Here is a 25190-nt window from a genome sequence, read left to right as displayed (position 1 = left end):
GCGATCACGCCTTGCAGTATCGTCACATTTGCCCCCATATTCACCAAGATGGGTAGCGAATTGATCGTGACAAGATCCGTGCTGGCAGCGCTGATCGAGGCTGCCGCGGGCGCCGCGCCGAAGGAAGCGTGCGGGTTGCTGCTGGGCGCGGGTGGAACGATCGACGAGGCGCGACCTTGCGCAAATCTGGCAGCGGATCCGCAGCGCTTCTTCGAACTCGATCCTGCCGCGCTGATCGCCGCGCATCGTGCTGAACGCAGCGGCGGCGCGATACTGCTGGGTTACTACCATTCGCACCCTTCCGGGCTCGCGCAGCCATCGGCCGAGGACCAACGCCAGGCCAGCGGTGATGGAAAAGTGTGGGCAATCGTGGCGGGGCGCGAGGTGCGATTCTGGCGCGATGGGCCGCAAGGGTTCGTCGCGCTTTCCTATGCGCTCTCGGATGGTTAAGGGTAGGGCTGCGACGCGGCGGGGTCACCCGGGAGGAGGGGCGACATTCACGCCCGGGATACCGTCAATTGCGTCAACCCAGGTTTTGAAAGGTCGGGTAAACTGACGATGGCTACCTTGCTTCCCGATGCTCCCACCAACCCAGATGCTCCCACCAATGAGGTCGGCGGCCTCGACCTGGCCGCGATGCTGTGTTCGCGGCTGTGCCACGATCTGCTCAGCCCGGTGGGTGCGCTGTCGAACGGGCTCGAACTCCTCGCCGAGGAAAAAGACCCGCAGATGCGCCAGCGCTGCTTCGAACTGCTCGAACAGAGCGCGAAAAGCTCGGCCGACAAGTTGCGCTTCTTTCGGCTGGCGTTCGGCGCGGCCGGCGGATTCGATGCGCTGGTGCCCGTCGCCGAAGCGCGCAGCGTGATCGAAGGGCTGATCGGCGGCGCCGGGCGGATCACGCTCGAATGGATGGTTTCGGCCGATGCGCTGCCCAAATCGGCAGTCAAGGTGCTGCTCAACTTCGCGTTGATGGGGATCGAGGCGCTGGTGCGCGGCGGAACGCTGGCGATCGCGGCGGAACTGCTGGAGGGGCGGACCGAGATCGTGGTGCGCGCCACCGGCGCCCGCATCGCTTTCGATCCCACGATCGGCGCGGCGCTCGAAGGCCATCTGCCGGTGGCTGAACTGTCAAGCCGGACCGCAGCGGCGGCGATGATCCACCAGCTTGCCCGAAGCCACGGCGGCCACTTGCAGTTCGCGCGTGACGAAGGCGCGCTGGTGCTCGGGGCGGACCTTCCGGCGGCCTGACGGAAAGCCATCGAGATGGACCGCTGGCCGATGGATCAATGGCTTGTCCACAACGAAGTGCCCTCGCCCAACTGGAACGAGCGGCGCTCGCCGGTGTCGATGGTGGTGCTGCACTACACCGGGATGCCGACGGCGGATGAAGCGCTCGAACGGTTGACCGATCCGGCGTCGCAAGTGTCGGCGCATTACCTGATCGACGAGGCGGGCAAAGTCACGCGGCTGGTGCCCGAAGACAAGCGCGCCTGGCACGCGGGGCAGGCTTATTGGCGCGGGATCACCGACGTGAATTCGGCCAGCGTGGGTATCGAACTGGCCAATCCGGGCCACGAATGGGGCTATCGTCCGTTTCCGCTGGCGCAGATGGAAGCGCTGATCCCGCTGCTGGCCGACATCGTCAAGCGGCACAAAATTCCTTATGCCAACGTGGTCGGCCACTCGGACGTGGCGCCGGCGCGCAAGGACGATCCGGGCGAGCTGTTCGATTGGCCGCTGCTGGCGCGGTACAAGCTGGCGCTGCCGATCCCCAGGCTGAAGATGCGGCTGGTCTATGACAACGATAGCGCACTTTACCTCGCGCTCGAACGCTTCGGCTACGATATTACCGACGGTCACGCCGCGCTGCGCGCATTCCAGCGGCGCTGGCGCCCGAAGCGCATCGATGGCGAAATCGATGGCGAAGTCGGGGCATTGCTGTTCGAGCTGCTGTTGGAACGCGATCTCGGGCATGCTAGGTAAGCCACACCAGGGGGCTGGGCAGCCGCGTCAAAAGCTTGCTTTTGCCGAGGAAAGTCCGGGCTCCACGAAACAAGGGTGGCGGGTAACGCCCGCCGGGGTGGGACTTTCGGTCAAAAACCGAGGTCACGCTTTAGGGAAAGTGCCACAGAGAGCAGACCGCTAACCTTCGGACTTCGGTTCGGGGCAGCAAGGGTGAAAGGGTGCGGCAAGAGCGCACCGCGCGCGCCGGCAACGGCCGCGGCATGGCAAACCCCACCCGGAGCAAGACCGAATAGGGGCGGCATGCAAGTGGCTTTCGGGCCGCTTGCGGGTTGGTTTTGGACCCGATCGCCCGGGTTGGTCGCTAGAGCGCACGCGGCAACGCGTCGCCAAGAGGAATGGCTGCCCATTCCGGTCCGGTCCCGCACAGATTCGCTCTGGCAGGATACCGACCGGGAAGACAGAACCCGGCTTACAGGCCCCCTGGTAACTTTACCGAAAAGCGAGCAGTCGCATTGGCAAGATCATTTTGCCAATGCGCCAAACAACTTGGCGGGTTGCGCCGAACCGACCGGTCGCTTAGGCGGTTACCTTGCAATCGGCTCTTTCAAGGGCCGCTATCGCCCACCTGAACATATGATTGGAATACGATGAGCACGGAACGGTCTTCGCGGTACTCGGTGCAGAAGCGTGTTCTTGTAACTGGTGGTGCCGGCTTCATCGGATCGCACTTGTGCGCGCGGTTGATCGAACAGGGCCATCAGGTGCTTTGCGTCGACAACTTCTTCACCGGGACCCGCAACAACGTCGCGTCCTTGCTCGATCATCCGTCGTTCGAGCTGATCCGTCACGACGTGACCTTCCCGCTCTACATCGAAGTCGACGAAATCTACAATCTCGCCTGCCCGGCCTCGCCGATCCACTACCAGTTCGATCCGGTCCAAACCACGAAAACCAGCGTGATCGGCGCGGTCAACATGCTGGGCCTGGCCAAGCGCTTGCGCGTGCCGATCCTTCAGGCATCGACCAGCGAAGTCTACGGTGATCCTTCGATCCACCCGCAAGTCGAAGGTTACTGGGGCAACGTCAACCCGATCGGCCCGCGCAGTTGCTACGATGAAGGCAAGCGTTGCGCCGAAACGCTGTTTTTCGATTACCACCGCCAGCACAACCTGGCGATCAAGGTGATCCGCATCTTCAACACTTACGGGCCCCACATGCACCCGAACGACGGGCGCGTGGTGTCGAACTTCATCGTGCAGGCGCTCAAGGGCCAGGACATCACGATCTACGGCGATGGCAGCCAGACGCGTTCGTTCTGCTATGTCGACGATCTGGTGGCGGGCATGATGGCAATGATGGCCTCGGCCGATCACGTTACCGGGCCGGTCAACCTGGGCAATCCTGGCGAATTCACGATGATCGAACTGGCCAAGCTGGTGATCGAATTGACCGGCGCCAAATCGCAACTGGTGTTCCAGCCGCTGCCGCAGGACGATCCCAAGCAGCGCCAGCCCGACATCTCGGTGGCCAAGGACAAGCTTGGCTGGGACGTGACCGTGCCGCTGCGCCAGGGGCTGGAGCGCACGATCGACTATTTTGCAAAAGTGGTGGCTGCCGGTAACTGACGACCGCGGCGTTTACCGGCGCGGCTTGCGAAACGTCATGAGCATGCCGCTCCACAGCCCGGGCACCAATCCGCGCGCGCCGGTGCCGCATCCCTTGAAGCCGACGGTTTCAAAGCCCGCATCGGTCATGAGCTGCGTGAGGGTCTTGCGCGAAAAGTGCTTGATGTGGCCACCTTCCCACAAGGCCGTCAAAGCCCGGTCGGTCCGGTTGGTGAGTGCGAGGACAAGGTTTTTCAGATAGCCCCAATACGGCGTAGAGATCACGACGAGACCACCCGGTGGCAACGCCTGCATTGCGCCAGCGGCAAAGGTTGCGGGGCTGTAAAGGTGTTCGATGACTTCTATGCAGACAATGGCATCGAATGTTTCACGCCCGAACGGTGCCGCCAGCGGATCGTAGATCGACGAAAGCCTGAACGTTCCGATCCCTCGGCGCTGCGATTGCGCTATTCCCGATTCGGACAAGTCGCTGCCAAAAACGGTAAAGCCCGCTTCGGCCAGGCCGACCGAAAAATCGCCCCCACCGCAACCGGCGTCCAGAACGCTTGCCCCTTGCGGCAAGTCCCTGAGCGCTTGCACCACGCCAGCCAGGTACATCGGCCGGTGGCTGGGGTCGGGCAGAGCCTGAAAATCAGGGTATTCATAGTTCATGCAGTCGGCCTAGCACGACGTCCGTCGACTGCAAGAGCCGGGCCATAGCAATGCGCTCCTGACCAGCCCCTCGGCCATTACCGTGAAAAGCAACGCATGTTGCATTGCGTCATCGCCATGGGTAACCAATTTAGATCAGGCGTTGCCGTCAAATGCCGCGAAATATCCGAATATTTCTTCCCCTGCCATGCTGGTCGGGTCAGCACCGCTTCAGGGACGCCAAACATGATTGTTGGAAGCGCATTTCACATTGCCGCGCGAGCCTGATGTCACGCATTCATGCCGATGGAAGGCCGGAAATCTGTTTATGACGCTTGAGCGCAACGACAAGATGCCGGCCGGAAGTGGAAAACTCGACCGGCCACGGACCTGGTTCGGCTTGCAACCGCTGTACAGCGCGAGCGGAGAACTCCTGACGATCGACGTGATGCGCTTCATCGCATCCTGCGCGATCGTGTTCTGCCACAGTTGCGAATTCCTGGTGCCGCGCACGATGCGCGAGGCCAATCACCGCCAGACCGAGGGCCTGACGATCTTTGTCGACGTGTTCTTCGTGATCTCTGGATTTGTCATCGCTTATGTCTACGCCGGTCGGATGCGCGGCTGGAAAGACTTCGGCACGTTCATGCAGCGCCGGATCGGGCGGCTTATGCCGCTGCATCTGGCTACCCTGGTCGCGATGGGGTTGCTTTACGTCGTGCTGCTGCGTTTCAACGCGCCGCTCAACACCCAGCCGTCGCTATCGGCGCGGTGCCTGATCGAAGGCGCCTTGCTTGTCCACGCCTGGATCGGCTGCGGGGGCCAGCCGCCCAACGGCGTCAACTGGTCGATCAGCGCCGAGATGGCGGCGTACTTGCTGTTTCCGTTGCTGCTCACGACCTTGCGCGCACCGCGCCTGGTGCGGATTGCGGTGCTGGGAGGACTGTTCGGCTTTGCGATCTGGCAATTGGATGGGCTGGTGCCGATGAGTGAAAGCTTTTCAGCCTGGCGCGCCGTGCCCGCGTTCTACCTCGGCATGGTCGTGTGGGCCGAACGTGACGCATTCGCCGTGCCGGGCTGGCTTGGACTGGCCGCGATCGCGCTGGCACTGGCAACGATGCTGGCCTCGTTCGCGCTGGTGCCACGCATGGTCATCATCGCGCTCGGTTATCTGACCGCGGTGTCTGCGCTGCTCGCCGATACGGTGCCGGTGCGCAGCGCGCTGATCCGGCGGCTCGCACCACTCGGCCAGTTGACCTACTCGGTCTACATGCTTCACGCATTGATCATCGTGCTTTTGCTGAACGGGCTGGCGGACAAGGTGCTGCACCTTGGCGTGCCCGCGATGGTCTTGGTCACGGTGCTGACCTGGCTGATCATCGGGATTGCAGGGCTGATTTCGCTGCAAATGTTCGAAACACCGATGCGGCGGCGCATCGACGCGTGGAAATTGTTCGGGTAAGGCAAACGGCGTGCGATCGCCGTTGAAGCCAGCCAGCGCGGCAGGCAGGCCAGACAAATCTTCGAGGATGGCAGATGTATGAACTGAGTTTGGCGGTATCGGTGATCTCGTTCATTGTCGTGTTGCTGTTCGTCGTCCGGCGGCCGAGCTTCAATATCCACAATCCGCTGATGATCTACCTGATCTTCCACTTCGTGATCTTCGTGGTGCGGCCGATTGTTGCCTATTTCATGACGTTCGAGGGGCTTTATGCGGCCTACGACTTCATGCCATCGATGTCGGACAAGATCACGGTCATCTACGCCTCCAACCTCGGGTTCCTGACCTTCACGTTTTTCTGCCTGCAACAAGGCGACGTGCCGATGGAATTTCGTCGCGATGCGATCGACGAGGTCGAACGGCGCCGGCTGACGCAAGTGTTCATCTGGGTCTGGGCGATCTGCGGCCCGGTCGCGCTCTACTCGGCGTTGCGCAGCACGCAGAGCTTCCTGGGCGGCGATTTCGTGCAGGGCATGATCCTGGACCGAGGCACCGGGGCGTTCATCAACACCTCGTCGAACGGCTACCTTACCGACGCGCAGTTCATGTTCGTGACATTGTGCGGATTGCTGGCCTGGATCGGCCGTTTCCGCCCGCTGGCAATGACCCCGCTGGTGCTGTTCGTGATCTATCGCTCGATGACCGGTTCGCGGATCATGTTCGTCTATGCGCTGATGATCGCGGCGCTGTTCTTCGCTTACGAACGCAAGATCCGCCTGCCCTCGTGGCGCGTAGTGGCACTTGCCCTGCTGCCGATCCTGCTGTTCCGCATGGTGGGCGACGATCGTGGGGCGTCGATCCGCCAGACCTTGGGCACCGAAGCCAAAGAGCAGATCCTGACCGGAGACAATCGGGTCAAGCTGCGCACGCTCGAGAGCATGGACTACGGGAACATGGAGTTCTTCGAGTACCTGGTCTACGCGGTGCCGCAGCGATCGGGGACATACGACTACTTCCTCGACAACTTCCAGGTGCTCACCGAACCGGTCCCGCGCGTGCTGTGGTCGGGCAAGCCGATCGGTGAACCGTTCCGGCGCATCTTCCTGTTCAATTATGGCTTCCCGATCGGCATGACCCGCTCGCTGCCGGGCGAGGGCTGGTATGCGCTGGGCTGGCTGGGCGTCGTGATCTGGTGCGGGTTGTGGGGCGGCATCCTGGGCCGCGTTTACCGCAAATTTGCCGAAGGCCGACAGACCACGCTGCAGACCGCTGCGTATTGCGTCTACATGCCATCTTTGATCGCCTTCTTCCGCGACGGGCAGTTGATCACTTTTGTCAAGCAATTGGGCATGTTCATGGTCCCGATCCTGGTATGGTATCTGATCGCGCGGTTCATGTCGGTGCCGACGGCTGCCGAGCTGCGCGCCGCCTGGCGATTGCGGATGCAGCGGGCGCGCAGCGGACCGGCACTGGTCGTGGCAGTCGGTGGTGCGGTGCCTGCGCCCGCCATGTCTGCGCCCGCCATGCCCGCAGTCGTCACCAGACGCGCTGCGGCAGCAACCGCTGCGGCGCGAATGCTGCCGCCAGCCGTACGGCGTCGGCGCGAGGCGCTCGGCCAGTTGCCCGGGACCCGGCCCGACCCTGCAATCGGAGGATGACCGAGGCTGTCGCGGGGGCCAGTGCCGGCCCCATTGCTGGAAAGCGCATCGGCTTGCTGACCGCCTTTGCATCGCGCGCCGGCGGCGGTGTGTTCGAAGCGGTGGTCGCGCAAGCCGGGCTGATCCGCACACTGGGTGGCGAACCGCTTGTTTTCGCGCTCGATGACCAGCCGGTCGCGACTGATCTTGCCCGCTTCGGCGGTGCTGCGGTCAAGCTTTCGACGATGCGCGGGCCGCGCCAGATCGGGTATGCGCCCGACTTGCTGGCGGAGTTGTGCGCGGCGCGGCTCGATGCACTGCACTTGCACGGGATCTGGATGTATCCCTCACGCGCGGGTGCTCGATGGGCAAGGAACACGGGCCGGCCTTATATCGTATCGCCGCACGGTATGCTCGATCGCTGGATCACCGCGCGTGGACGTTGGAAAAAGGCACTCGCCCGCGCGGGTTACGAGCGGGATAATTGGCGCCGCGCCACCGCGCTCCATGCGCTGACCGAGAGCGAGGCCAGCGACATCGCACGCGAAAGCGGACGGGAAGATAGCCTGGTGATCCCCAATTCCGGGCCCGATGCGGTTGCCGGTCCAGTTTCGAACCGGGCCCCTTTGCTGCTGTATATCGGCCGTGTGCACCCCAAGAAGAACCTGATCGCGCTGGTAAAGGGCTGGCACTTGGCGACCAGGCCGCCCGGTGCGCGTCTGGTGATCGCCGGGTGGGGAGACGAGGCGGACGTCGAGGAGCTACGCGCGGCAGTCGGCGGGTGCGACGGTTCCGTCGAATTTCTCGGGCCGATCTACGGAGCGGCCAAGCAGGCGCTGCTCGATTCGGCGCGGTTCGTGGTGCTGCCCTCGCTCAGCGAGGGATTGCCGATGGCGATTCTCGAGGCCTGGGCCGCGGGCACCCCGGTGGTGATGACCGCTGATTGCCATCTCGACGAAGGCTTTGCGGCCGGAGCGGCGCTGCGTTGCGGCCATGCGCCGGCAGAGATCGCCGCGTCCATCGATGCCGCATTTGCCGCCGATGACATATCGTGGCTGGCGATGTCCCAAGCCGCGCTCGGCCTTGCGCGTGGCTGCTTTTCCGCAAGCACGGTGGCGCATCGCTGGGGCCGGGCTTATGGCGACGCGATCGCTGAAACGGAGGCGGTGCGTTGACCTTGCTCGATGCCCAGGTGACCCGCCCGCTCGACGGTGGGGCAAGTTTTTCGCTTCGCAACCGGCTCACCCGGGTGGTCTGGATGATGGCCTGGCTGGTGCTGGCCCGGTTTACCCCGCCGCCGCTCCACGCCTGGCGTCGGCTGATCCTGCGCGCGTTCGGGGCGCGGATGGGCAAGGGCGCGCGGGTTCATGCGAGTGTGTCGATATGGCTGCCGGCCAATCTCGAACTCGGCGAAAACGTGCTGATCGGCCCGGGCGCGCGGATCTACAACCAGGGCTACATCACCATCGGCGCGCGCACGGTCGTGTCGCAGCGCGCGCATCTGTGCGCTTCGACGCACGATATCCACGATCCGCATTTCCAACTGGTCCTCCGCCCGATCATCATCGGCGCCGGGTGCTGGGTCGCGGCCGAAGCCTTCGTCGGGCCGGGCGTGCAGATTGGCGATGGTGCGGTGCTGGGCGCCCGCGCGGCGCTGTTCGACAACGCCGAAGCCGGCGGGGTCTATTCGGGCAATCCGGCAAGCTTCCGCAAGCCGCGCGGTTTACGCAAGGAAGATTGACCGGCTGACGGTCAGGCTTGCGGCATCGGTGCATTGCCGCAATGCGCGCGCCACACCTGCTGCGCGACCGCTGGCTCATTGAGCACCACCAGCCGCACGGCCGCAGGGCGGATCATGTCGCAGCCCAGTCGCTGGCCGGTGGCAGCCAGCATCAGCAGGACCGACGCGCGCCGCAGCATGGCCTCGCGGCTCGCGGCGCCGTGATCGTTGACATAGTCCGCCAGCCACGGGGGGCGGGTGGCCAGCCGTGACACCAGCGCCGCGCGGCGTTCAGGGCTGCCTTCGAGTGGAGCGAACAGCCGATCCTCAGCCAACAACGCCGGTTGCTGGCGAAGCAACGCGTCGAGCCGCAGCGCGGCGATGCGCGTGTCGTCGGCTTCCAGCGCCGCGCGCATCCAGTACGCTTGCGTCAGCGGGACGCGCCAGCCGAGCCGGCCAGCCACAGTGAACGCATCGCGGGCGCGGTCTTCATCGCCCTTGCCCAGCCAGGCCGCGCCGAGCAGCGCTGTGCTCGATGGTTCGATCGGCGCCCGTGCGACGGCGCTGTGGGCGATCGACAACGCATCGTCATACCGCGCGTCGGCGATCGCGCGCTCACCGGCCAGGCCGAGCGATTCGACCGCCAGCGCGCGCGGGAAGTGCAGGGCTTTTGCCTCTTTGGTCGAGGCAATCCGGTCAGCGCCATTCGCCAGCGCCACCGCGGCATAGACCGCCGCCAGCACCGTCGCGATGATCGGGCCGCGCAGCGACGCGCGGCGGCCGCGCGCCGTGCGTGGCATCAGGTGTCAGCCTTGGACGAACTGTACTGGTAGTATTCGTAGCCGTAATATTCGGAGTAGCGGTTGCCCGCCTTCAACGGATCGAACTTGGTCAGCACTACGCCCAGCAGCACCGGCCGCATCGCGCGCAAGCGGCGCAGTGCGGTCTTGAGCGCGCCACGACGGCTGCGATCGGCTTCGACCACGAACACCACGCCATCGGCCAGCGCGGCAATCTGCGGCGAATCCGCCAGCCCCAGGATCGGCGGGCTGTCGATGATCACCACGTCGAACTGCCGCGCTGCCTGTTGGAGCACTTCCTCGATCCGCACGCTGGTGAGCAGTTCGGTCGGGCTGGGGGGGATCGGACCCGAAGTGAGCAGCGTCAGGTTGGGCACCGACGATGCCAGCATCGCACTTTCGAGCGTATCCTGCGTCGTCAGCAGCGTCGAGAAGCCGCGCTGGTTGTCGTAGTCGATCCGGCGATGCAGCGACGGGCGTCGCAAATCGGCATCGATCAGCAGGACACTGCGGCCCATGCGCGCGAACGACGAGGCGATCGCGAAGCTGCTGGTGGTCTTGCCTTCGGCCGGCTGCGCGCTGGTGACCAGCATGATGTGCGGCAGGCCATCGGGGGTCGAGAACAGCAGCGAACTTCGCAGCGAATTGTACGCTTCGGAAATCGGCGACTTGGGGTCGGCCAGCGCGATGTCTGGATCGTCGCCGTGCGTGCGCGGAACCACGCCCAGCAGTGGGAGTGACAGCTTGTTCTCCACGTCTTCGGGGACCCGGATCGAATCGTCGAACTGGTCCTTGATGAACACGGTCGCAGCCGCAAGGCCGATGCCGAGGATGAGCCCGGCAAGGACATTCTTGACCAGGTTGGGTGACGATGGCCCACCTGGAACTTCGGCGCTGTCGACGATCGAAATGTTGCTGAGGCTGATGCCGGCCGAGGCATTGAGCTGCTTGAAGCGCTGCAGCAGGCCATCGTAAACCTGCCGGTTGGTATCGGCTTCGCGCGCCAGCAGCGCGTATTGCACCGTGCGGTCCTGCTCGCCGAGCGTCTCGTCCTTGAGTTGCGACACTTGTGCCTTGAGCTTCGATTCGGTTTCGGCGGCGGCGGCGTATTGCGCGCGCACGCTTTCACGCACGTTGTTGGCGATCTGGCCGATCTGCTTGTCGATCGCGCCGAGCTGCTGCGCTTTTGCACGCACCGTCGGGTAGCCATCGAGGTGCGTCGACCGTTCCTGCTGCAGTTCGGATTCGAGCCGGGCCTTTTCCCCCAGCAGCAGCGAGACCGTGGGGTTGTTGGCGACTGCCGTGGAACTGAGCAGCGAACCGCTGTTGAGCGCGCGCCATTCGCCTTCGGCGGCAATGCGCTTGGCGGTGGCGTCGTTGGCCACGGTGTTGAGTTGGACGAGGCTGCTGGTCGTTACCGAACCGCCACCGCTGCCGCCGTCCTTGTTGGACGCGCTGGTCAGCGCATCGCGCGTGCTGATCAGGCCGGCACCGCGCGAGTAGGTGTTCAGCGCGCGCTCCGATTGTTCGAGCCGCGCCCTTGTGCCGGCAAGCTGGTCCGAGATGAAATTGCGCGCATAGGCAGAGCTGTCGTACTTGCGTTGCAGGTCGGTCTGGATGAATTCGTTGGCATAAGCATTGGCGATCCGCGCCGAAGTGGCGGCGTCGGTGCCGGTCCAACTGATCGTGGCGATCCGCGAATCGCGCGGCAACCCGGCCTTGAGATTGCCTTGGACCAGGGCTGCAGCCATTCGTTCGCGCTGGTCTGCCGGCAAGCCCTTGGGCAATTCCACTTCCTGCGAAGCGAAGAACCGCTGATCGTCGGCGAGCTTGAGCTTCTGGACAATCTTCATCGCCAGGCCGCGGCTTTGCAGCACTTCGATCTGGGTCTTGAGGAAACGGTCAGTATCGAGCCCGCCCATCATCTCCTGCTGCGAATCTTCCTGCTGCTGGCCGAGCACGCGCGTGGTGGTGTCATTGATCTGCACGGTGGCCGTGGCGGTGTAGCGCGGCGTATCGAGCATCGTGACCACGACCGCGATGCCGACGAAGGCCGCAACGATCAGAAGGATCAGCAGCAGGTTCGAGCGGATCGCCGCGGTGATGTAGCGGAAATCGAACGCGGAGCGACCACTGCCACCATGCTGCGGCAGTTCATCATGCGAATCCCCCGCCACGTAAGGCATCCGGGGATCGTTGGGGGAGGGGTTCATGGCCAAGGGAGTGCGCCTCAGAGCGATTTGAAAAGGATGAAAGTGTTGAGCGCGGGTAGCGCGGCCAACACATCGCGGAAGGTCGCCTTGGCCTTCGATGTGATGACCTCGACCTTGTCGCCCGGCAAGACTTGCGGATCTGCCGCCTGGCCGCGGCGGATCAGGTTGATGTTGAAGCGTGCGCCGGCCTGCTTCCCGTTGATCGTGCGAAACACGATGACATCGCTGAGCAGGGCGGCAGCGGTCGGGCCTTTCGCCTGCGCCAATGCTTCAAGCAGCGTGGTGCGAGGCCCGGCCGGGTAGATGCCAGGCTGTGCGACCGCGCCTTCGACTGTGATGTTGGTGGGCAGCTTTTCGAGGATCGCCACCGCAACGTGCGGATCGCGGATATAGCGGGCGCCGAGCTTGGTGGTCAGTTCAGCGCTGACCTGACGCGGGGTGCGTCCTTCGACGGTCAATTCACCGACCAGCGGAACTTGCAGCGTTCCATCGTTCTGCACGATGTAATTGTCCGAGGTCAGCGCCGGTTCGCCGAACACCTTGATCGACACCTTGTCGCCCGCGGCAATCGCGGAATCTTCGGTAAGATCGGTTGCCACGCGCGCGGGAATAGCCTGGTAGGCTTGTTCTCCGGCGGGAAGCGGGCGATCGCCAAGGCTGGTCGAGCAGCCTCCGAGCGTCGCCGCGATGCCGCTGGCCAGAAGCAGGGTACCAATCACTCTCATAGTTCGTCTTTCATCGAAGCCGTCTCGCGCGGCATCCCGGGTGGGTTCTGGCCAGGCCTATTCCGCTGCGAATCGGATGAGGCCATCAGCAACCCGACTGCAAGCCCGGCGAGGCACTGCAGGGACATCGACCTAAGCGGATAGTCGACAAGGGAATGGAGCGCAATTACGGTAAGTGTCACCAGCGCAAAGACTACCTGCGGCATCGACTCAGCCGGCGGTCGGCGAATGCTTGCTGCCGCGCGGCGCAAGATGATCGCAACGATGATCAACAGCGCGCCAAGGGCTGCAATACCGCCTTCGATCGCCAGTTCGAGATAATCGTTGTGCGCGCGGTTGGTGAGGAAGACATCGACATTTTCGAGCCGCTCGATAGCCTGGAACACCGGCACGAATGTCCCCATGCCAGACCCGAACGGGAAATAGGCCTGCGCGGCGTAAAGGCTGTCTGCCCAGATCCTGGGGCGGAATTCCTGCTGAATTGCCTGGTCGAACGTGAAGCGTGCGGCGATGCGGGCGATGACGTGATTGTGCTGCACGAACCAGGCACCAGCCAGCGCGGCAATCACTGCCACCAGCGCCAACGCAACCAAGGCGCGTCGATCGAACCGCAGCCACGGTCGGATCACGAGCAAGACCCCCAGCCACCCCAGCGGCAACAGCGCGGCGCCGGCGCGCGATGCGGTGACGATCGTCGCGATCGAGAACAGCGCGGTCACGCCGACCACCGCGGCGGGAAATGCCAGACCGGATGAGGCCAGACCGGATGGAGCCAGACCGGATAAGGCCGGGCCAGCCTGAACCGGGCGCCAGCGTTTCTGCCATTCGCGCGCCGCAGCCGCAAAGGCCACCATGGCGATCAAGAGCACGTCTGCGGCATGATTGCGGTTGGCCTGAAAGCCTTCGAGGTTGCCTGACCGTGTGCCATAGAATCGAAATGCTCCGGCATCTCCGCCGGCCAGTTGCGCAGCACCGATCAGCAGTGCCAGTCCGCCGATTGCGGCAACCATCGCCACGATTTGCGTGCGGCCGGTGCGAGCCAAGCCCGCGGTCATCACCATGACCAGCAGGCAGGGCCCAAGCGACAGCAAGGCAGCCAGCGTCCGCGACGGAGCTACCGACCAGGCGCGCCACGAATCGGCTTGCCCGACGAGCGCAAGCGCGGCGCGCTCGACGTCATGGCCGGGCAGCCGGTGCCAGATCGCAGGTGGTAACGGTACTAGTTGCAATGTCGGAACAGCAATCGCCAATGCCACGATGATCCAGAGCGATCGCGGTGCGCGCCACAGCGCGCGTGAACGATCGAGCCACAGCCCTCCGACCAAAATCGCCGCCGCGAATGCTTCGAGCGCCAATTCGGATGCTGGTGCAGTGCTGCCACCGCCACCGAAGATCATCGCCAGCCCGATCAGCAAAGCTGCAAGCAAGCCTCGCGGATTTTGCTCGGCGGCACGATCGCTGGCCAGGTGCGCTTCGATCACGGTTGCGAAAACTCCACCTTCTTCGTCGCACAAATTACCGCAATCACGAACCGCTCAATAACGGACGCAATGGTGGACCAATCAATGACAAAGAAAAACCCCCTTCAACGAAGGGGGTTTCTCGACTGCCTTTACGGCAGAAAATGCGTGTGACGCTCAGTTCGAGCGGTTCTGAACCGCAACGGCGATGCCGATCGCGCCGAGAATGCCGGCCAGGCCAGCGAGCACGCCGGTGCTGACGCCAAGGCCACCGCCACCGGCGCCTTCAGTGCCACCGCGCGCAGCGCGACCGGCGCGTGCCGGCTTCTTCTTTTCGGTATCATCGGCGTAACGCGAATGTGCCTTGGCAGCGCTCGCTGCGGGAATGGCGTCCGACGAACGCGTTTCGACCGAAGCGAAGGCGGGGACGCTGACTGCGAGCATGCTGGCAGCAGCCAAGATCGAAACCAATTTTGCGCTCACTGAGACGTCTCCTGAAGTATGTTCACAACGGACCTAACACGCAATTAACCGCCAAGTCGATTCCTTTTTCGCAGTTGCGGTACAAATCCAGACTTTGCCACACTGCGAAATCGGATCGATATGCCTGCACCCATCCCAACGCAGCAGACCCTGAAATCGATCCCGAAACTTTCCCGTAATACCCTAAAAAGCGCGATCGTGGATCAGCACACCCAGCGTTGCGACAACGATCCGCATGTCGCGCCACAACGACCAACCGGCAATATATTCCAGATCGGCGTTGAGCCGGCCCGCCAGATCGTCTTCGTGGTCGGTGGCGCCGCGCAGGCCGCGAACTTGCGCCAGCCCGGTCAAGCCGGGTTTGAGCGAATGGCGCAGCCAATACCGTTCGTCGACTTCCCAGAACAGCTTGTCACCCGCCTGGCTGCCGATCGCATGAGGGCGCGGCCCGACCACACTCATCTGGCCGCGCAACACGTTGAAAAGTTGCGGCAATTCGTCGATGCTGGTTCGGCGGATGAACCGCCCGACCCGCGTCACGCGGTCATCGTCGCGGCTGGCCGAGCGATCGCCTTTGGTGTCGGCGCGCGCTTGCCGCATCGAACGAAACTTGTAGATCGGAAAGAAGCGGTTGTTGCGCCCGGTGCGCGGCTGGATGAACAGCGCCGGACCATGATCCTCCAGCCATATCGCCAGCGCCACAGCCAGCAGCAGCGGCGAAAGCACGACGATCGCGGCGCTCGAGAATGCCACATCAAAGGCCCGTTTGAGCAGACGCGCGCGAAGCCCGAGCGGTCCGGTCGAGACTACCAGTGCGCCAAAATCCCGCCCGCGCCGGGCGCCAAGCGCGCCCAAGGCCAGCACTTGCGGATCGACGATCTCGCCCTGGATGTTGGCGCCCTTGAAGATCAGCGACCACGCCAACGCGCGATCGGGCGGGCACGTCACCAGCACGCGGTCCATGTTGGCCATGAACATGCCCACGCGGTCGAGCATGTGCGGATCGGCAAGATCGGGGGTCAGGCGGTGCATCCGAGCGTCGATATGATAGGCATAAGGCACCCGCACCGGTGCCCCGCCATCGTCGATCACCAGCACGTTTTCGGCGTTGGCTCCAAGCTTTCGCAGCAGCATCGGCCGCGTGATCCAGCGCACGAGCACCAGCCCGCCCATGATGAGCAGCAAGCTGGCGGCAGTGCTCAGGCGCGAGAATTGATCGCTCGCCTTGGCCAAGAACGCCACGAACAGCACAATGCCCATCGCCAGCAGCAGCGCCATCACCGCGCGACGCTGGGCGAAGCTGGGCTGGGTGAGCGATCGGGTCGAATAGACCTGCATGCCCGCCGCCGCGGTCCAGTAGATCGGCAACAGCATGTTGGCGAGCCGGAAGGTGGCCGCTTCATCCCAGGTGCCGAAATAGAGCAGGCTGATCGCGATGAATCCGCCCAGGATCACCACCGTATCGAGCACCAGCATCAATATGTGGCTACGCAAACGCCGCCGTTCGAGCGATGGCGCCAATGGCAACGTAATCCGCTGTGGCGCGCGCTGCGTCTCTGTGGCCGGATCGCACGCCGGATGACGCTCGGCCAGACGCTCATCGCGTGCGACCTCCAGCATCATCCGTTTATCGAGTGCGTTCATTTCAGGAGCCGACCGATCGATTGCTGCAGTGCGAAATTGCGGCGGCCCCCCGCACCAACGCGTTCACACGTTTACCAAGCAAGTTTACGTGAAACTACTTGAGCTGAAATAACCGAATCGGATGATTATGCAAAGGCTTAAGTCGGCAACGTCCCAGAGCTGGCCAGTTCGTCGACAAATCGTTGCGAGTCAGCATCATGCTTCCATTGCCGCAGACCGAGCCTGGTGCACCGCACCTGAAACGAGCACCGGCGTTACCGCGCGGCAGCGCGCGTGATCTCCGCAAGGCCTTGTGCAAGCAGCACTTCTGCGTTGCGACTGTCCGCCAGCAGTGCCCGATGCAGGTCCGCCAGCTTGGCCAGCAGCCGTTCGAGCTTGCGCCCGCGCCACCGCCTCATCTGGTTGGCGATGTCGGCCTTGTCGCGGAAGAACACGCGTTCCTGTTCCAGCAAGGCATTGATATCGCCGCGCTTGTCGAGCTTGCCCGAAAGCTGCGCCAATTGTGCTGCGCGCCGTTCCGCCATCAGCAGGATCCCGACCGGATTGAGGTTGAGTTCGCGCATCCGCGCAAGTTCGCCGGCAAGTCGCCCCGATTCGCCACCCAATGCCACGTTGACCAGCGGCATCAGCCCATCGTCTTCATTGACCGCGCCGATCGCATCGAGCGCCTGCACATCTGCGGTACGCGGTGCCTGCGGACTGGCATCGAGATACAGCGCCAGCTTTTCGACCTCGCTGCGCGCCATTCGCGCATCGAGCGCAGCATTGCGGGCGATTCGCTCGGCCAGATCGTCGTTCAACCGCACGCCAAGCCCATCGGCCATCGTGCGCACCACTTGCGCCACCGAGCGTACATCGGGCGCATAGAACATCGCCACCAGCGCATCGGGCCGATCAGCCAGCAGCTTGGCCACGCGCGACTTGTCGGTGGCGCCTGCCGCCACGATCAGCACCGGCCAACCTGCCACCGGACTGGCGACCAGGGCTTCGACCGAATCATAGATTTCGTCGCCGGTGCAGCGAACCTGGATCAGGCGCTTGTCACCGAACAGCGACACCGAACGCGCCTCGTCGGCCAGCCGTGCGGAATCCTTGCGCAGTTCGGAGCCCGAAAACTCGATCTTTTCGGCTTCGCCCAGCAGCCGCGCGATGGTGGCGGCGGCATCGCTCGATCCCGATTCGTCGGGCCCGCAAAAATAGAAGATGCGCGCTTCGCGAACCGCTTTGGCAGCGGTGGCGGCGAAGTTCTTCTGGGTGGCTTTCACGCTATTTCGTGGGACGCAACCGCACCGCAACGCGGCTGACGATCTGGTCCGCGACTTCGCGCGTAAGGTTTTCCAGCGCGGTCTGCTCGGCCGCGATCACCGCATATTCGCTCGACACCACATCGATCCCTGCGTCCGAACCCGCGGTCGCGTCGAGCAGGATCTCGCCCGATGCCGTGTCGACCAACTGGTAGCGCGCGCGGACCGTGCGCCGTTCGCGCGTAACGGTGTTGTCCGAAAGCAGGCCCAGCCCTTCAAGCTTGTCATCGAGCCGCACGTCGAGCCGGTAACGCGGACTGGTCTGCCCGCCGGCCTTCAGCCGATCGGCCAGCGCATTGTGCATCAGCCAGCCTTGCTGGCCGGCAATCGGCGACACTTCGACCGCGGCCAGCCCTTGCGCCACTATTCCGCTGCCGCCGCCCGCGTACATCGGCTGCAAACCGCAGCCGGCGAGCGTGAAGGCCAGCATCAACGAGGCGAATTTGCGGCTCATGTCACCAGGTTGACCAGTCGGTCGGGCACCACGATCACTTTCCGAATTGTCGCACCATCAAGCGCACGCTGGACCTTGTCGCTGGCCAGGGCAAGCGCTTCAAGGGTTTCGTTGCTGGTGCCCTTGGCCACGGTCACAGTGTCGCGCAGCTTCCCCCTGACCTGGATCGCCACGGTGACTTCGTCTTCGACCAGCAACGCGGGATCGTAAGTCGGCCAGGCGGCATCGGAGATCAGCTTGTCGTCGTTGGCGGCGGCCCAGGCTTCTTCGGCCAGGTGCGGCATCATCGGCGAGACCAGCAACTGCAACGCGCGGATTGCGGCGGTGCGGCTGGCCGAGGGTGCGGCCTTCTCGATCGCCCCGGTCAGTTCGTAAATCCGGGCCACCGCCTTGTTGAAGCCCAGCGCCTCGATGTCCTGCGCGATGGCGTGGACGGTCTGGTCGCGCTTGCGGTCGAGCGGCTTATCCTCTCCGGTCGCCGCCGGATCGATCTGGCCAAACAGCCGCCACAACCGCTGGACGAAGCGCGCGCAGCCCTCGATCCCGGCTTCGGACCACGGCAGATCGCGCTCTGGCGGGCTGTCCGAAAGCATGAACCAGCGGATCGCGTCGGCGCCGTATTTGCCCAGCATGCTGTCGGGGTCGACGACGTTTTTCTTGGACTTGGACATCTTGATGACGCGGCCGATGTCGACCGGCCGGCCATCGGCCAGCAAGACCATCGCATCGGCTTCGCGCTTCACTTCGCCGGGGCTGAAATAGACCGGCTGGCCATTGTCGGCGTCGATCCGCGAATAAGTCTCGTGCGTCACCATCCCCTGGGTGAACAGGCTGCCAAATGGCTCGGCCACGTCGATCAGCCCGATCCGCTGCAACGCGCGGGTCCAGAAGCGGGCGTAGAGCAAGTGCAGGATCGCGTGCTCGATCCCGCCGATATATTGCTCTACCGGCAGCCACTTGGCGATAGCCTCGCGGTCGAACGGCTTGTCCGCCGGCTGGCTGGCGAAGCGCAGGAAGTACCACGAACTGTTGACGAAAGTGTCGAGCGTGTCGGTCTCGCGCATCGCCGGCTTGCCGCATTGCGGGCAGTCAACGTGCTTCCAGTTCGGATGCCGCACCAGCGGATTGCCGGGGGTCTGGAAGTCGACGTCTTCGGGCAGCACCACCGGCAACTGCGCTTTGGGCACAGGCAACACGCCGCAAGCATCGCAATGGATGAACGGGATCGGCGTGCCCCAATAGCGCTGGCGGCTGACGCCCCAGTCGCGCAAGCGCCACACGGTCTTGCCTTCGGCCCAGCCCTCGGCCTCGCCTTTGGCGATGATTGCGGCCTTGCCGGTCTCGACGCTCAAGCCATTGTATTCGCCCGAGTTGACCAGTACGCCGTCGCCGTTTTCAGCCTCGCCGACGAAGGGCCGGTCGGCTTCCTCGGCCGATTTCGCGACCACACGCATGATCGGCAGCGCATACTTGGTGGCAAATTCGAAGTCGCGCTGGTCGTGCCCTGGAACGCCCATCACCGCGCCGGTGCCGTAATCCATCAGCACGAAATTGGCGATATAGACGGGCACATCGGCGCCGGTCAGCGGATGGCACGCGGTCAGGCCGGTGTCGAAGCCCAGCTTTTCGGCGGTTTCGAGTTCGGCTGCGGTGGTCCCGCCCGCGCGGCACAATTCGATAAACGACTGCGCCTTGGGATCGCTCGCCGCTACACCCTGCGCGATGGGATGATCGGCGGCGACCGCCATGAAACTGGCGCCGAAAATCGTATCTGGCCGCGTGCTGTAAACCTCAAGTTGGCCACCGTCCGACAGGCCAAACCGCAACAGCGCACCCTGGCTCTTGCCGATCCAGTTCTCCTGCATCAACCGCACCTTCTCGGGCCACTTGTCGAGGCTGTCCAGCCCGTCGAGCAGCTCGTCGGCAAAGTCGGTGATCTTCAGGAACCACTGCGAAAGCTTGCGTTTTTCCACCAGCGCGCCAGAACGCCAGCCGCGCCCGTCGATCACCTGTTCGTTGGCCAGCACGGTCTGGTCGACCGGGTCCCAGTTGACCGCCGATTCCTTGCGATAGACCAGCCCCGCCGCGTAAAGATCGAGGAACAGCGCTTGTTCGTGCCCGTAATAGTCAGGCTCGCACGTCGCCAGTTCGCGGCTCCAGTCGAGCGCAAAACCCAGCCTTTTCAACTGTGCTTTCATCGTGGCGATGTTGGCGCGGGTCCAGCCGCCGGGGTGGACGCCCTTTTCCATCGCGGCATTTTCGGCCGGCATCCCGAAAGCATCCCACCCCATCGGGTGGAGCACTTCGAAACCCTTCATCCGCTTGTAGCGCGCGAGCACGTCGCCCATCGTGTAGTTGCGGACATGGCCGATGTGGATGCGCCCCGAAGGATAGGGAAACATCTCGAGCACATAGCTGCGCGGTTTGGCGCTGGCGTCATCGGCGCGGAAAGTCTGGCGCTGGTCCCACATGTGTTGCCAGCGCGGATCGGCCGCGGCGAAATCGAAACGTTCGGAAGTCATGGGCGTCGCTCTAACCGTTCAAATCGGCATTGCAACCGCACTGCAACGGCACTGCAAGCCGGTCAGATTAGCCCTTATAGGCGTTGCGCCGAAGATCGCGCGCCTTGGTCAGGATAATGTCCTCGAGCTTCTGCACGGTCGCCGCCTGGACCGGCGCGTCGACCCACTGTCCGCTCGATTGCACCTGCCGGCTGGCGGCGACGCGCAAGGCATCGGCGCGCAAGTCCTGGTCCAGGATCGAGACGGTCACCTTGACGCGCTCGCCCGGGTTTTTGGGGTTGGTGTACCAGTCGGTGACGAGCACCCCGCCGTTGCTGTCGGTCTGGATCAACGGCATGAACGAGAGCGTCTCAAGGCTCGCGCGCCACAAATAGGCGTTGACGCCGATCGTGGTGACCTTGCTTGCAGCAAGCTGTTCCTTCTTCGGTCCCGATCCGCGATGGTGGGCGCATCCGGCAACGAGTGTGGTCGCCGCGGCAATCGCGAGCCCGCGCGCGATGAAAGTGCCGATCCGGCGGCTGCTGGGGATAGTATTCTGGCTGAAAATGCTCACGATCGAATTCGTCCTTCTTGCACGCGCGAGTGCCGATCCGGAGCGCGAAGGCCGTTGGCAAGGCCTGCTACCCGACGTCTTGCGGTGCCTGGCCCACGGCTTGCGGGTGGCACTTCGGGCCTCTATCACCCACTTGTGGCGCGCGGCAAGCGGTGAGATGCGCGGGGCATCCCGCACGCCCGGCAGCGCGGCCTGCCACTGCAAGTGGTGCAGAGCGCGGTGAATGCACGATGAACTCGTCGTGGACTGTTGTGGTCCGAACTACACCTTGTGGAAATTGCGCAACACCCGGCCGCCAAGTTTCGATTGTTGTCCGCAAGGGTAGATAAAGTGCGCAACCTTCACTACATCAAAGCTACGCGCACTCTTTCGAGCAGCGTTTGGCGAGTCGCGCAGCATCGGTTGGTGCCGTGGTTGCAGGATTGAGGATCGTTTTGATGTTCGGGTTCGATGGCAGGCACAGTGAGCGGGGGCGCAACAAGCGCTTGCACTTGCGCGCGCCGCTGTTGCTCGGCACGGCGATTATCGGCGGAGCGCTGATTGCGCCGGCGATCGGGAACGCGTTTTCGAACGGCGCGCTCGATAGCCACGTCAGCTTGGCCGCGCGCGGCGCGATCGGCTCGTTCACCCCGGCTTCGGTCGATCCCAAATTGCTCGAACAGATCACCGTGCGCGCGCTCAGCCACGCGCAGATGTTCCGCTTCACACCGGCCGGCACCGAATCGCGGCCCACGCGCTCGGTCACGGTTGCAGTGCGGATCGATCGTTCGGTGGTGGATGCCATCGCGATTCGCGGGCCACAGGCCGGCGGCCCGGCCGAATCCGGCCTTGGTGGGGTGCGGATTGCACCGGTCGGGTTCAACCTTGGCCTGGCGCACGGCTACCAGAGCTTTGCCAGTGGCGGGATCGTGCCAAAGGCCATCCCCAAGATCGGCGGCCCTGACTTCTCTGGCCCGGATTTCGGCGGGTTCGATCTTGCCACCAAACTGCCCGCCGATGCGGGCAAGAGCGCCAAGGCGCCGCGGTTCGCGCCACGGATCGAACTCGACCAGCGCGAAAAGGCCAGCCGCACTCCTCGCCTGCTCGATGGACAGCGTGATTATCAGGTCGATGTCGGCGGCAGCTATCGCGTGTCGCGCAACCTCAACGTGACCGCGGGAATCCGCTACTCGACCGAGCGTGACACGCTCCGCGCGCAGACCGATACCACCAAGGACAGCCAGGCGGTTTACGTCGGAACCCAGTTCCACTTCTGACGGTTGGCGCCTGTCATCGGGCAAGCGCGCGTGCGCCCCGGCGATTTCTCCATGAATACGATCGCAAACGCTGCTTCGGGCGGGGTTTTTTGTATCGGCGGCTTGCTGCGTGCCCACGCTCGCCATAGTCTCCTTCCCAAAGGAAACCATTGGGAGAGCGAGCATGACACGCGTGGCCATCGTGACGGGCGGAACCAGGGGCATCGGCGAGGCGATCAGCATCGCGCTCAAGAATCAGGGCTGCACCGTCATCGCCAACTATTGCGGCAACGATGACAAGGCAAAAGCCTTCAGTATCAGCACGGGCATCGCCACCGCCAAGTGGGACGTGGGCGATCACGAAGCCTGCATCGACAATTGCGCGCGCATAGCCGCTGAACACGGCTCGCTCGACATCGTCGTCAACAACGCCGGCGTGACGCGCGACGGCACGCTCGCCCGGATGAGCTTCGAGGACTGGAACGAGGTGATGCGCATCAACCTCGGCGGCTGCTTCAATATGGCCAAGGCCAGCTTTACCGGAATGCGTGAACGCGGCTGGGGCCGGATCGTCAACATCGGGTCGATCAACGGACAGGCGGGCCAATACGGCCAGGTCAACTACGCCGCTGCCAAATCGGGCATCCACGGCTTTACCAAGGCGCTGGCGCAGGAAGGCGCCAAGTTCGGCGTAACCGTCAACGCCATCGCGCCGGGCTATATCGATACCGACATGGTGGCAGCGGTGCCGCCGGCGGTGCTGGAGAAGATCGTGGCGAAGATCCCGGTCGGGCGATTGGGCCATGCGAGCGAGATTGCGCGCGGCGTTGTGTTCCTTTGCTCGGACAATGCCGGGTTCGTGACCGGGTCGACGATGAGCATTAACGGCGGGCAGCATATGTACTGACGGTTGCAGTCACATCGCGGCAGCAACCGTAGCGGCCAGCAGTGCGGAGGCCGTAGAGTGTGATGACCTTGCAGTGATCCGTTCGTCCTGAGCTTGTCGAAGGACTGTCCTTGCTTTCTACGGTGGCGGAAACAGAACAGTCCTTCGAGAAGTTCGAGAAGTTCGGGACGGACGGGAATAAGGCCGATCCGCACCAACACGCGACATTCCAATCCATGCCCACCCCCTACCACCCTCCAGTCAAACGCTCGGTCGAGATCGCCGGGCACAAGACCTCGATCAGCCTCGAACCGTTGTTCTGGGACCTTCTGCGCGCCGCCGCCGCGCGCGAGGGGCAGCCGATCAACGCACTGGTCGCGCGGATCGATGCCGAGCGGATTGCCTGCGTCACGCCACCAGGCCTCGCTGGCGCAATCCGGCTGTGGCTGGCGGCCGACCTGACCCGCGCAACCTGAACGACAGGCCGACATTACATTCAGCAACCATTCGCCTTGAAATGGGTTAAGCTGCACAAACCGCAAATCTGCATGAGGAGAGAATTTATGCGACGGACAATCCTGACCCTTGCCGCCATCGCCACGGCCATCCCGGCCTCGTTGGCGCTGCCCGGCATGGCGACCGACGCCCAGGCGCGCAGCCGCCACAAGGAAGTGCGCCATTACCAGAGCACCGCGCGCTATCGCAATTGCCGCCCATCCAGCGGCACGACCGGCTTGATCGCCGGCGGCGTTGGCGGCGCCGTGCTCGGCAGCAAGGTCATCGGCGGCGGCTTGCTGGGCACCGCGGTCGGCGCTGCGGGCGGCGCGCTCGCGGGCCGTGCGATCGATCGCACGATTACCGCGGACAAGCGTTGCAACTGATCACGAATTTGCCTGCGGTGGCCGGATTGATCCGGCTGCCGCTGGCCTTTCCGTGCAAGTGACGCAGGACGGCAGGCACGGGGCGTTGCGACGCCATGTGCCTGCGCGGCTGGTATCGGCCCTGCTCGCCGGGGCTATCGAAGTGGCGTTGGTGATGGGCCTGCTGTTCGGGCTCGCCGGACATTCGGCAACGCAAGTGTCCAACGCGATCGCCGCGATGACCTTCTCCGAGCCCAAGCCGCGGCCGACCCCGCCTCCACCGCCCCAACGCCACCACAAGGACGCCGGGAAGGCCGCTCCTGCTGCGGCGAAAGCCCATGCGGCGCCCGTGTTCGCGCCCAGGATCACGATTGCCAAGCCGCTTGTTCCCGCATCGGCCACGCCTGCCCGCGAAGCCGGCGCCAGCAACGGCGCAGCGCTGGCCGGGCAGGGCAGCGGCGCGGGCGGAGTGGGCAACGGCACCGGATCGGGCGGTGATGGCGATGGCGAGGGTGATGGCGGCGACGATCCCGAATGGATCGGCGGCAAGATCAAGGATTCCGATTATCCATCCGAAGCCCGCGCGATCCGCGCGCGGGGCACCACCGAAACCGAAATCCGCGTCTCGGCCGATGGGCGTCCGGTCGGCTGCAGCGTCACCCGCTCCAGCGGCTACGGCTCGCTCGATGCGACGACTTGCCGGCTGGTGTTACAGCGGTTCCGGTTCAACCCGGCGCGCGATGCCGAAGGCCGCGCGATTTCCGGTTTGGTCGACTACGATCAGGAATGGCAGCCGTCAGGGCCGAACTGACCCGGCGCGCTCAATCGTTGCCGACCCGCTCCACTTGCGCGCCGAGCAAGGCCAGCTTTTCCTCGAGCCGCTCGTACCCGCGATCGAGGTGGTACAGCCGGTGGACCTGGGTTTCGCCCTCGGCCGCAAGTCCCGCGATCACCAGGCTCATCGAGGCGCGCAAGTCGGTCGCCATCACTTCGGCGCCGGTCAGCTTGCCCACGCCGTGGACGACCGCAGTAC

Annotated in this window: 24 protein-coding genes, 1 other RNA gene and 1 pseudogene; 14 read left to right on the top strand and 12 right to left on the bottom strand. The window is 64.1% G+C overall.

Going from position 1 to position 25190, the window contains the following annotated elements:
- The 5 genes from Q0R16_RS15720 to Q0R16_RS15700 form a co-directional block, all read left to right on the top strand.
- Nucleotides 1-450, top strand: a 450-nt coding sequence (locus tag Q0R16_RS15720; RefSeq protein ID WP_366857828.1) for a M67 family metallopeptidase, incomplete at its 5' end; no start/stop codon positions are given.
- Between the two features lie 186 nt (nucleotides 451-636).
- Entirely contained in the window at nucleotides 637-1248 is a 612-nt protein-coding gene (locus Q0R16_RS15715; RefSeq protein WP_295638173.1) for a histidine phosphotransferase family protein, read from the top strand.
- 30 nt (nucleotides 1249-1278) lie between these two features.
- Nucleotides 1279-1983: an N-acetylmuramoyl-L-alanine amidase gene (locus tag Q0R16_RS15710; protein ID WP_295638170.1), complete on the top strand. Its 705-nt coding sequence runs from the start codon at nucleotides 1279-1281 to the stop codon at nucleotides 1981-1983.
- A gap of 6 nt (nucleotides 1984-1989) precedes the next feature.
- Nucleotides 1990-2453: RNase P RNA component class A (gene rnpB, locus Q0R16_RS15705), an RNA gene on the top strand.
- Between the two features lie 159 nt (nucleotides 2454-2612).
- Nucleotides 2613-3590, top strand: a complete 978-nt coding sequence (locus Q0R16_RS15700) for a UDP-glucuronic acid decarboxylase family protein (protein ID WP_295638166.1) — start codon at nucleotides 2613-2615, stop codon at nucleotides 3588-3590.
- Between the two features lie 12 nt (nucleotides 3591-3602).
- Here Q0R16_RS15700 and Q0R16_RS15695 read toward each other — a convergent pair whose 3' ends face one another.
- Entirely contained in the window at nucleotides 3603-4241 is a 639-nt protein-coding gene (locus Q0R16_RS15695; protein ID WP_295638163.1) for a class I SAM-dependent methyltransferase, read from the bottom strand.
- A 307-nt stretch (nucleotides 4242-4548) separates the two neighbouring features.
- Here Q0R16_RS15695 and Q0R16_RS15690 point away from each other — a divergent pair, with 307 nt between their 5' ends.
- From Q0R16_RS15690 to Q0R16_RS15675, 4 genes are all read left to right on the top strand, one after another.
- Nucleotides 4549-5682 carry an acyltransferase gene (locus Q0R16_RS15690; protein WP_295638161.1) on the top strand — a complete coding sequence of 378 codons (1134 nt, stop codon included), beginning with the start codon at nucleotides 4549-4551 and terminating at the stop codon, nucleotides 5680-5682.
- 74 nt (nucleotides 5683-5756) lie between these two features.
- Complete coding sequence (locus Q0R16_RS15685; RefSeq protein WP_295638158.1) at nucleotides 5757-7319, top strand: O-antigen polymerase; 1563 nt, start codon at nucleotides 5757-5759, stop codon at nucleotides 7317-7319.
- Nucleotides 7316-8473 (top strand): glycosyltransferase, encoded by a 1158-nt coding sequence (locus tag Q0R16_RS15680; RefSeq protein ID WP_295638156.1) that lies wholly within the window; start codon nucleotides 7316-7318, stop codon nucleotides 8471-8473. The genes Q0R16_RS15685 and Q0R16_RS15680 overlap by 4 nt, the downstream gene beginning before the upstream one ends.
- Complete coding sequence (locus tag Q0R16_RS15675) at nucleotides 8470-9039, top strand: putative colanic acid biosynthesis acetyltransferase (protein WP_295638153.1); 570 nt, start codon at nucleotides 8470-8472, stop codon at nucleotides 9037-9039. The genes Q0R16_RS15680 and Q0R16_RS15675 overlap by 4 nt, the downstream gene beginning before the upstream one ends.
- An 11-nt stretch (nucleotides 9040-9050) precedes the next feature.
- Here the strand turns inward: Q0R16_RS15675 and Q0R16_RS15670 are convergent, their stop codons facing one another.
- From Q0R16_RS15670 to Q0R16_RS15625, 10 genes are all read right to left on the bottom strand, one after another.
- The gene (locus Q0R16_RS15670; RefSeq protein ID WP_295638150.1) at nucleotides 9051-9818 is read right to left on the bottom strand and encodes a hypothetical protein; all 768 of its coding nucleotides are present in this window, start codon (nucleotides 9816-9818) and stop codon (nucleotides 9051-9053) included.
- A complete protein-coding gene (locus Q0R16_RS15665) occupies nucleotides 9818-12031 on the bottom strand; it encodes a polysaccharide biosynthesis tyrosine autokinase (protein WP_295638148.1) in 2214 nt (737 codons plus the stop codon). Before Q0R16_RS15665 ends, Q0R16_RS15670 begins: the two co-directional genes overlap by 1 nt.
- 17 nt (nucleotides 12032-12048) lie before the next feature.
- A complete protein-coding gene (locus Q0R16_RS15660) occupies nucleotides 12049-12756 on the bottom strand; it encodes a polysaccharide biosynthesis/export family protein (RefSeq protein WP_295638145.1) in 708 nt (235 codons plus the stop codon).
- A complete protein-coding gene (locus Q0R16_RS15655; protein WP_295638142.1) occupies nucleotides 12753-14237 on the bottom strand; it encodes an O-antigen ligase family protein in 1485 nt (494 codons plus the stop codon). The genes Q0R16_RS15660 and Q0R16_RS15655 overlap by 4 nt, the downstream gene beginning before the upstream one ends.
- 156 nt (nucleotides 14238-14393) lie before the next feature.
- Nucleotides 14394-14699 carry a hypothetical protein gene (locus Q0R16_RS15650; RefSeq protein ID WP_295638139.1) on the bottom strand — a complete coding sequence of 102 codons (306 nt, stop codon included), beginning with the start codon at nucleotides 14697-14699 and terminating at the stop codon, nucleotides 14394-14396.
- 183 nt (nucleotides 14700-14882) lie between these two features.
- Nucleotides 14883-16343, bottom strand: a complete 1461-nt coding sequence (locus tag Q0R16_RS15645; RefSeq protein WP_295638136.1) for a sugar transferase — start codon at nucleotides 16341-16343, stop codon at nucleotides 14883-14885.
- 254 nt (nucleotides 16344-16597) lie between these two features.
- Nucleotides 16598-17608 (bottom strand): DNA polymerase III subunit delta, encoded by a 1011-nt coding sequence (holA, locus tag Q0R16_RS15640; RefSeq protein ID WP_295638133.1) that lies wholly within the window; start codon nucleotides 17606-17608, stop codon nucleotides 16598-16600.
- Nucleotide 17609: 1 nt separating this feature from the next.
- The gene (gene lptE, locus Q0R16_RS15635; protein ID WP_295638130.1) at nucleotides 17610-18101 is read right to left on the bottom strand and encodes an LPS assembly lipoprotein LptE; all 492 of its coding nucleotides are present in this window, start codon (nucleotides 18099-18101) and stop codon (nucleotides 17610-17612) included.
- The gene (gene leuS / locus Q0R16_RS15630; RefSeq protein WP_295638127.1) at nucleotides 18098-20623 is read right to left on the bottom strand and encodes a leucine--tRNA ligase; all 2526 of its coding nucleotides are present in this window, start codon (nucleotides 20621-20623) and stop codon (nucleotides 18098-18100) included. Before leuS ends, lptE begins: the two co-directional genes overlap by 4 nt.
- A gap of 67 nt (nucleotides 20624-20690) precedes the next feature.
- Nucleotides 20691-21176, bottom strand: a complete 486-nt coding sequence (locus Q0R16_RS15625; protein ID WP_295638124.1) for a DUF3576 domain-containing protein — start codon at nucleotides 21174-21176, stop codon at nucleotides 20691-20693.
- Between the two features lie 437 nt (nucleotides 21177-21613).
- Between Q0R16_RS15625 and Q0R16_RS15620 the strand changes: the two genes are divergently transcribed.
- The 5 genes from Q0R16_RS15620 (at nucleotide 21614) to Q0R16_RS15600 (ending at nucleotide 24968) form a co-directional block, all read left to right on the top strand.
- Nucleotides 21614-22432 carry a hypothetical protein gene (locus Q0R16_RS15620; RefSeq protein ID WP_295638122.1) on the top strand — a complete coding sequence of 273 codons (819 nt, stop codon included), beginning with the start codon at nucleotides 21614-21616 and terminating at the stop codon, nucleotides 22430-22432.
- Nucleotides 22433-22595: 163 nt separating this feature from the next.
- On the top strand, nucleotides 22596-23318 hold the full coding sequence (gene phbB / locus Q0R16_RS15615) for an acetoacetyl-CoA reductase (protein ID WP_295638119.1): 723 nt from the start codon (nucleotides 22596-22598) through the stop codon (nucleotides 23316-23318).
- A 215-nt stretch (nucleotides 23319-23533) separates the two neighbouring features.
- Nucleotides 23534-23773, top strand: a complete 240-nt coding sequence (locus tag Q0R16_RS15610) for a ribbon-helix-helix domain-containing protein (RefSeq protein ID WP_295638116.1) — start codon at nucleotides 23534-23536, stop codon at nucleotides 23771-23773.
- A gap of 87 nt (nucleotides 23774-23860) precedes the next feature.
- Complete coding sequence (locus tag Q0R16_RS15605; protein ID WP_295638113.1) at nucleotides 23861-24178, top strand: hypothetical protein; 318 nt, start codon at nucleotides 23861-23863, stop codon at nucleotides 24176-24178.
- Between the two features lie 58 nt (nucleotides 24179-24236).
- Complete coding sequence (locus tag Q0R16_RS15600) at nucleotides 24237-24968, top strand: energy transducer TonB (protein ID WP_295638109.1); 732 nt, start codon at nucleotides 24237-24239, stop codon at nucleotides 24966-24968.
- Between the two features lie 10 nt (nucleotides 24969-24978).
- Here the strand turns inward: Q0R16_RS15600 and Q0R16_RS15595 are convergent.
- Nucleotides 24979-25190 (bottom strand): annotated as a pseudogene (locus Q0R16_RS15595) (UDP-N-acetylglucosamine 1-carboxyvinyltransferase); the annotation flags it as partial.

The sequence above is a fragment of the Novosphingobium sp. genome, assembly GCF_025351285.1.
In the GTDB taxonomy this organism is placed as follows: domain Bacteria; phylum Pseudomonadota; class Alphaproteobacteria; order Sphingomonadales; family Sphingomonadaceae; genus Novosphingobium.
The sequence above is the reverse complement of the archived record's forward strand: the minus strand, read 5'-3'. Positions and strand labels throughout refer to the sequence as shown.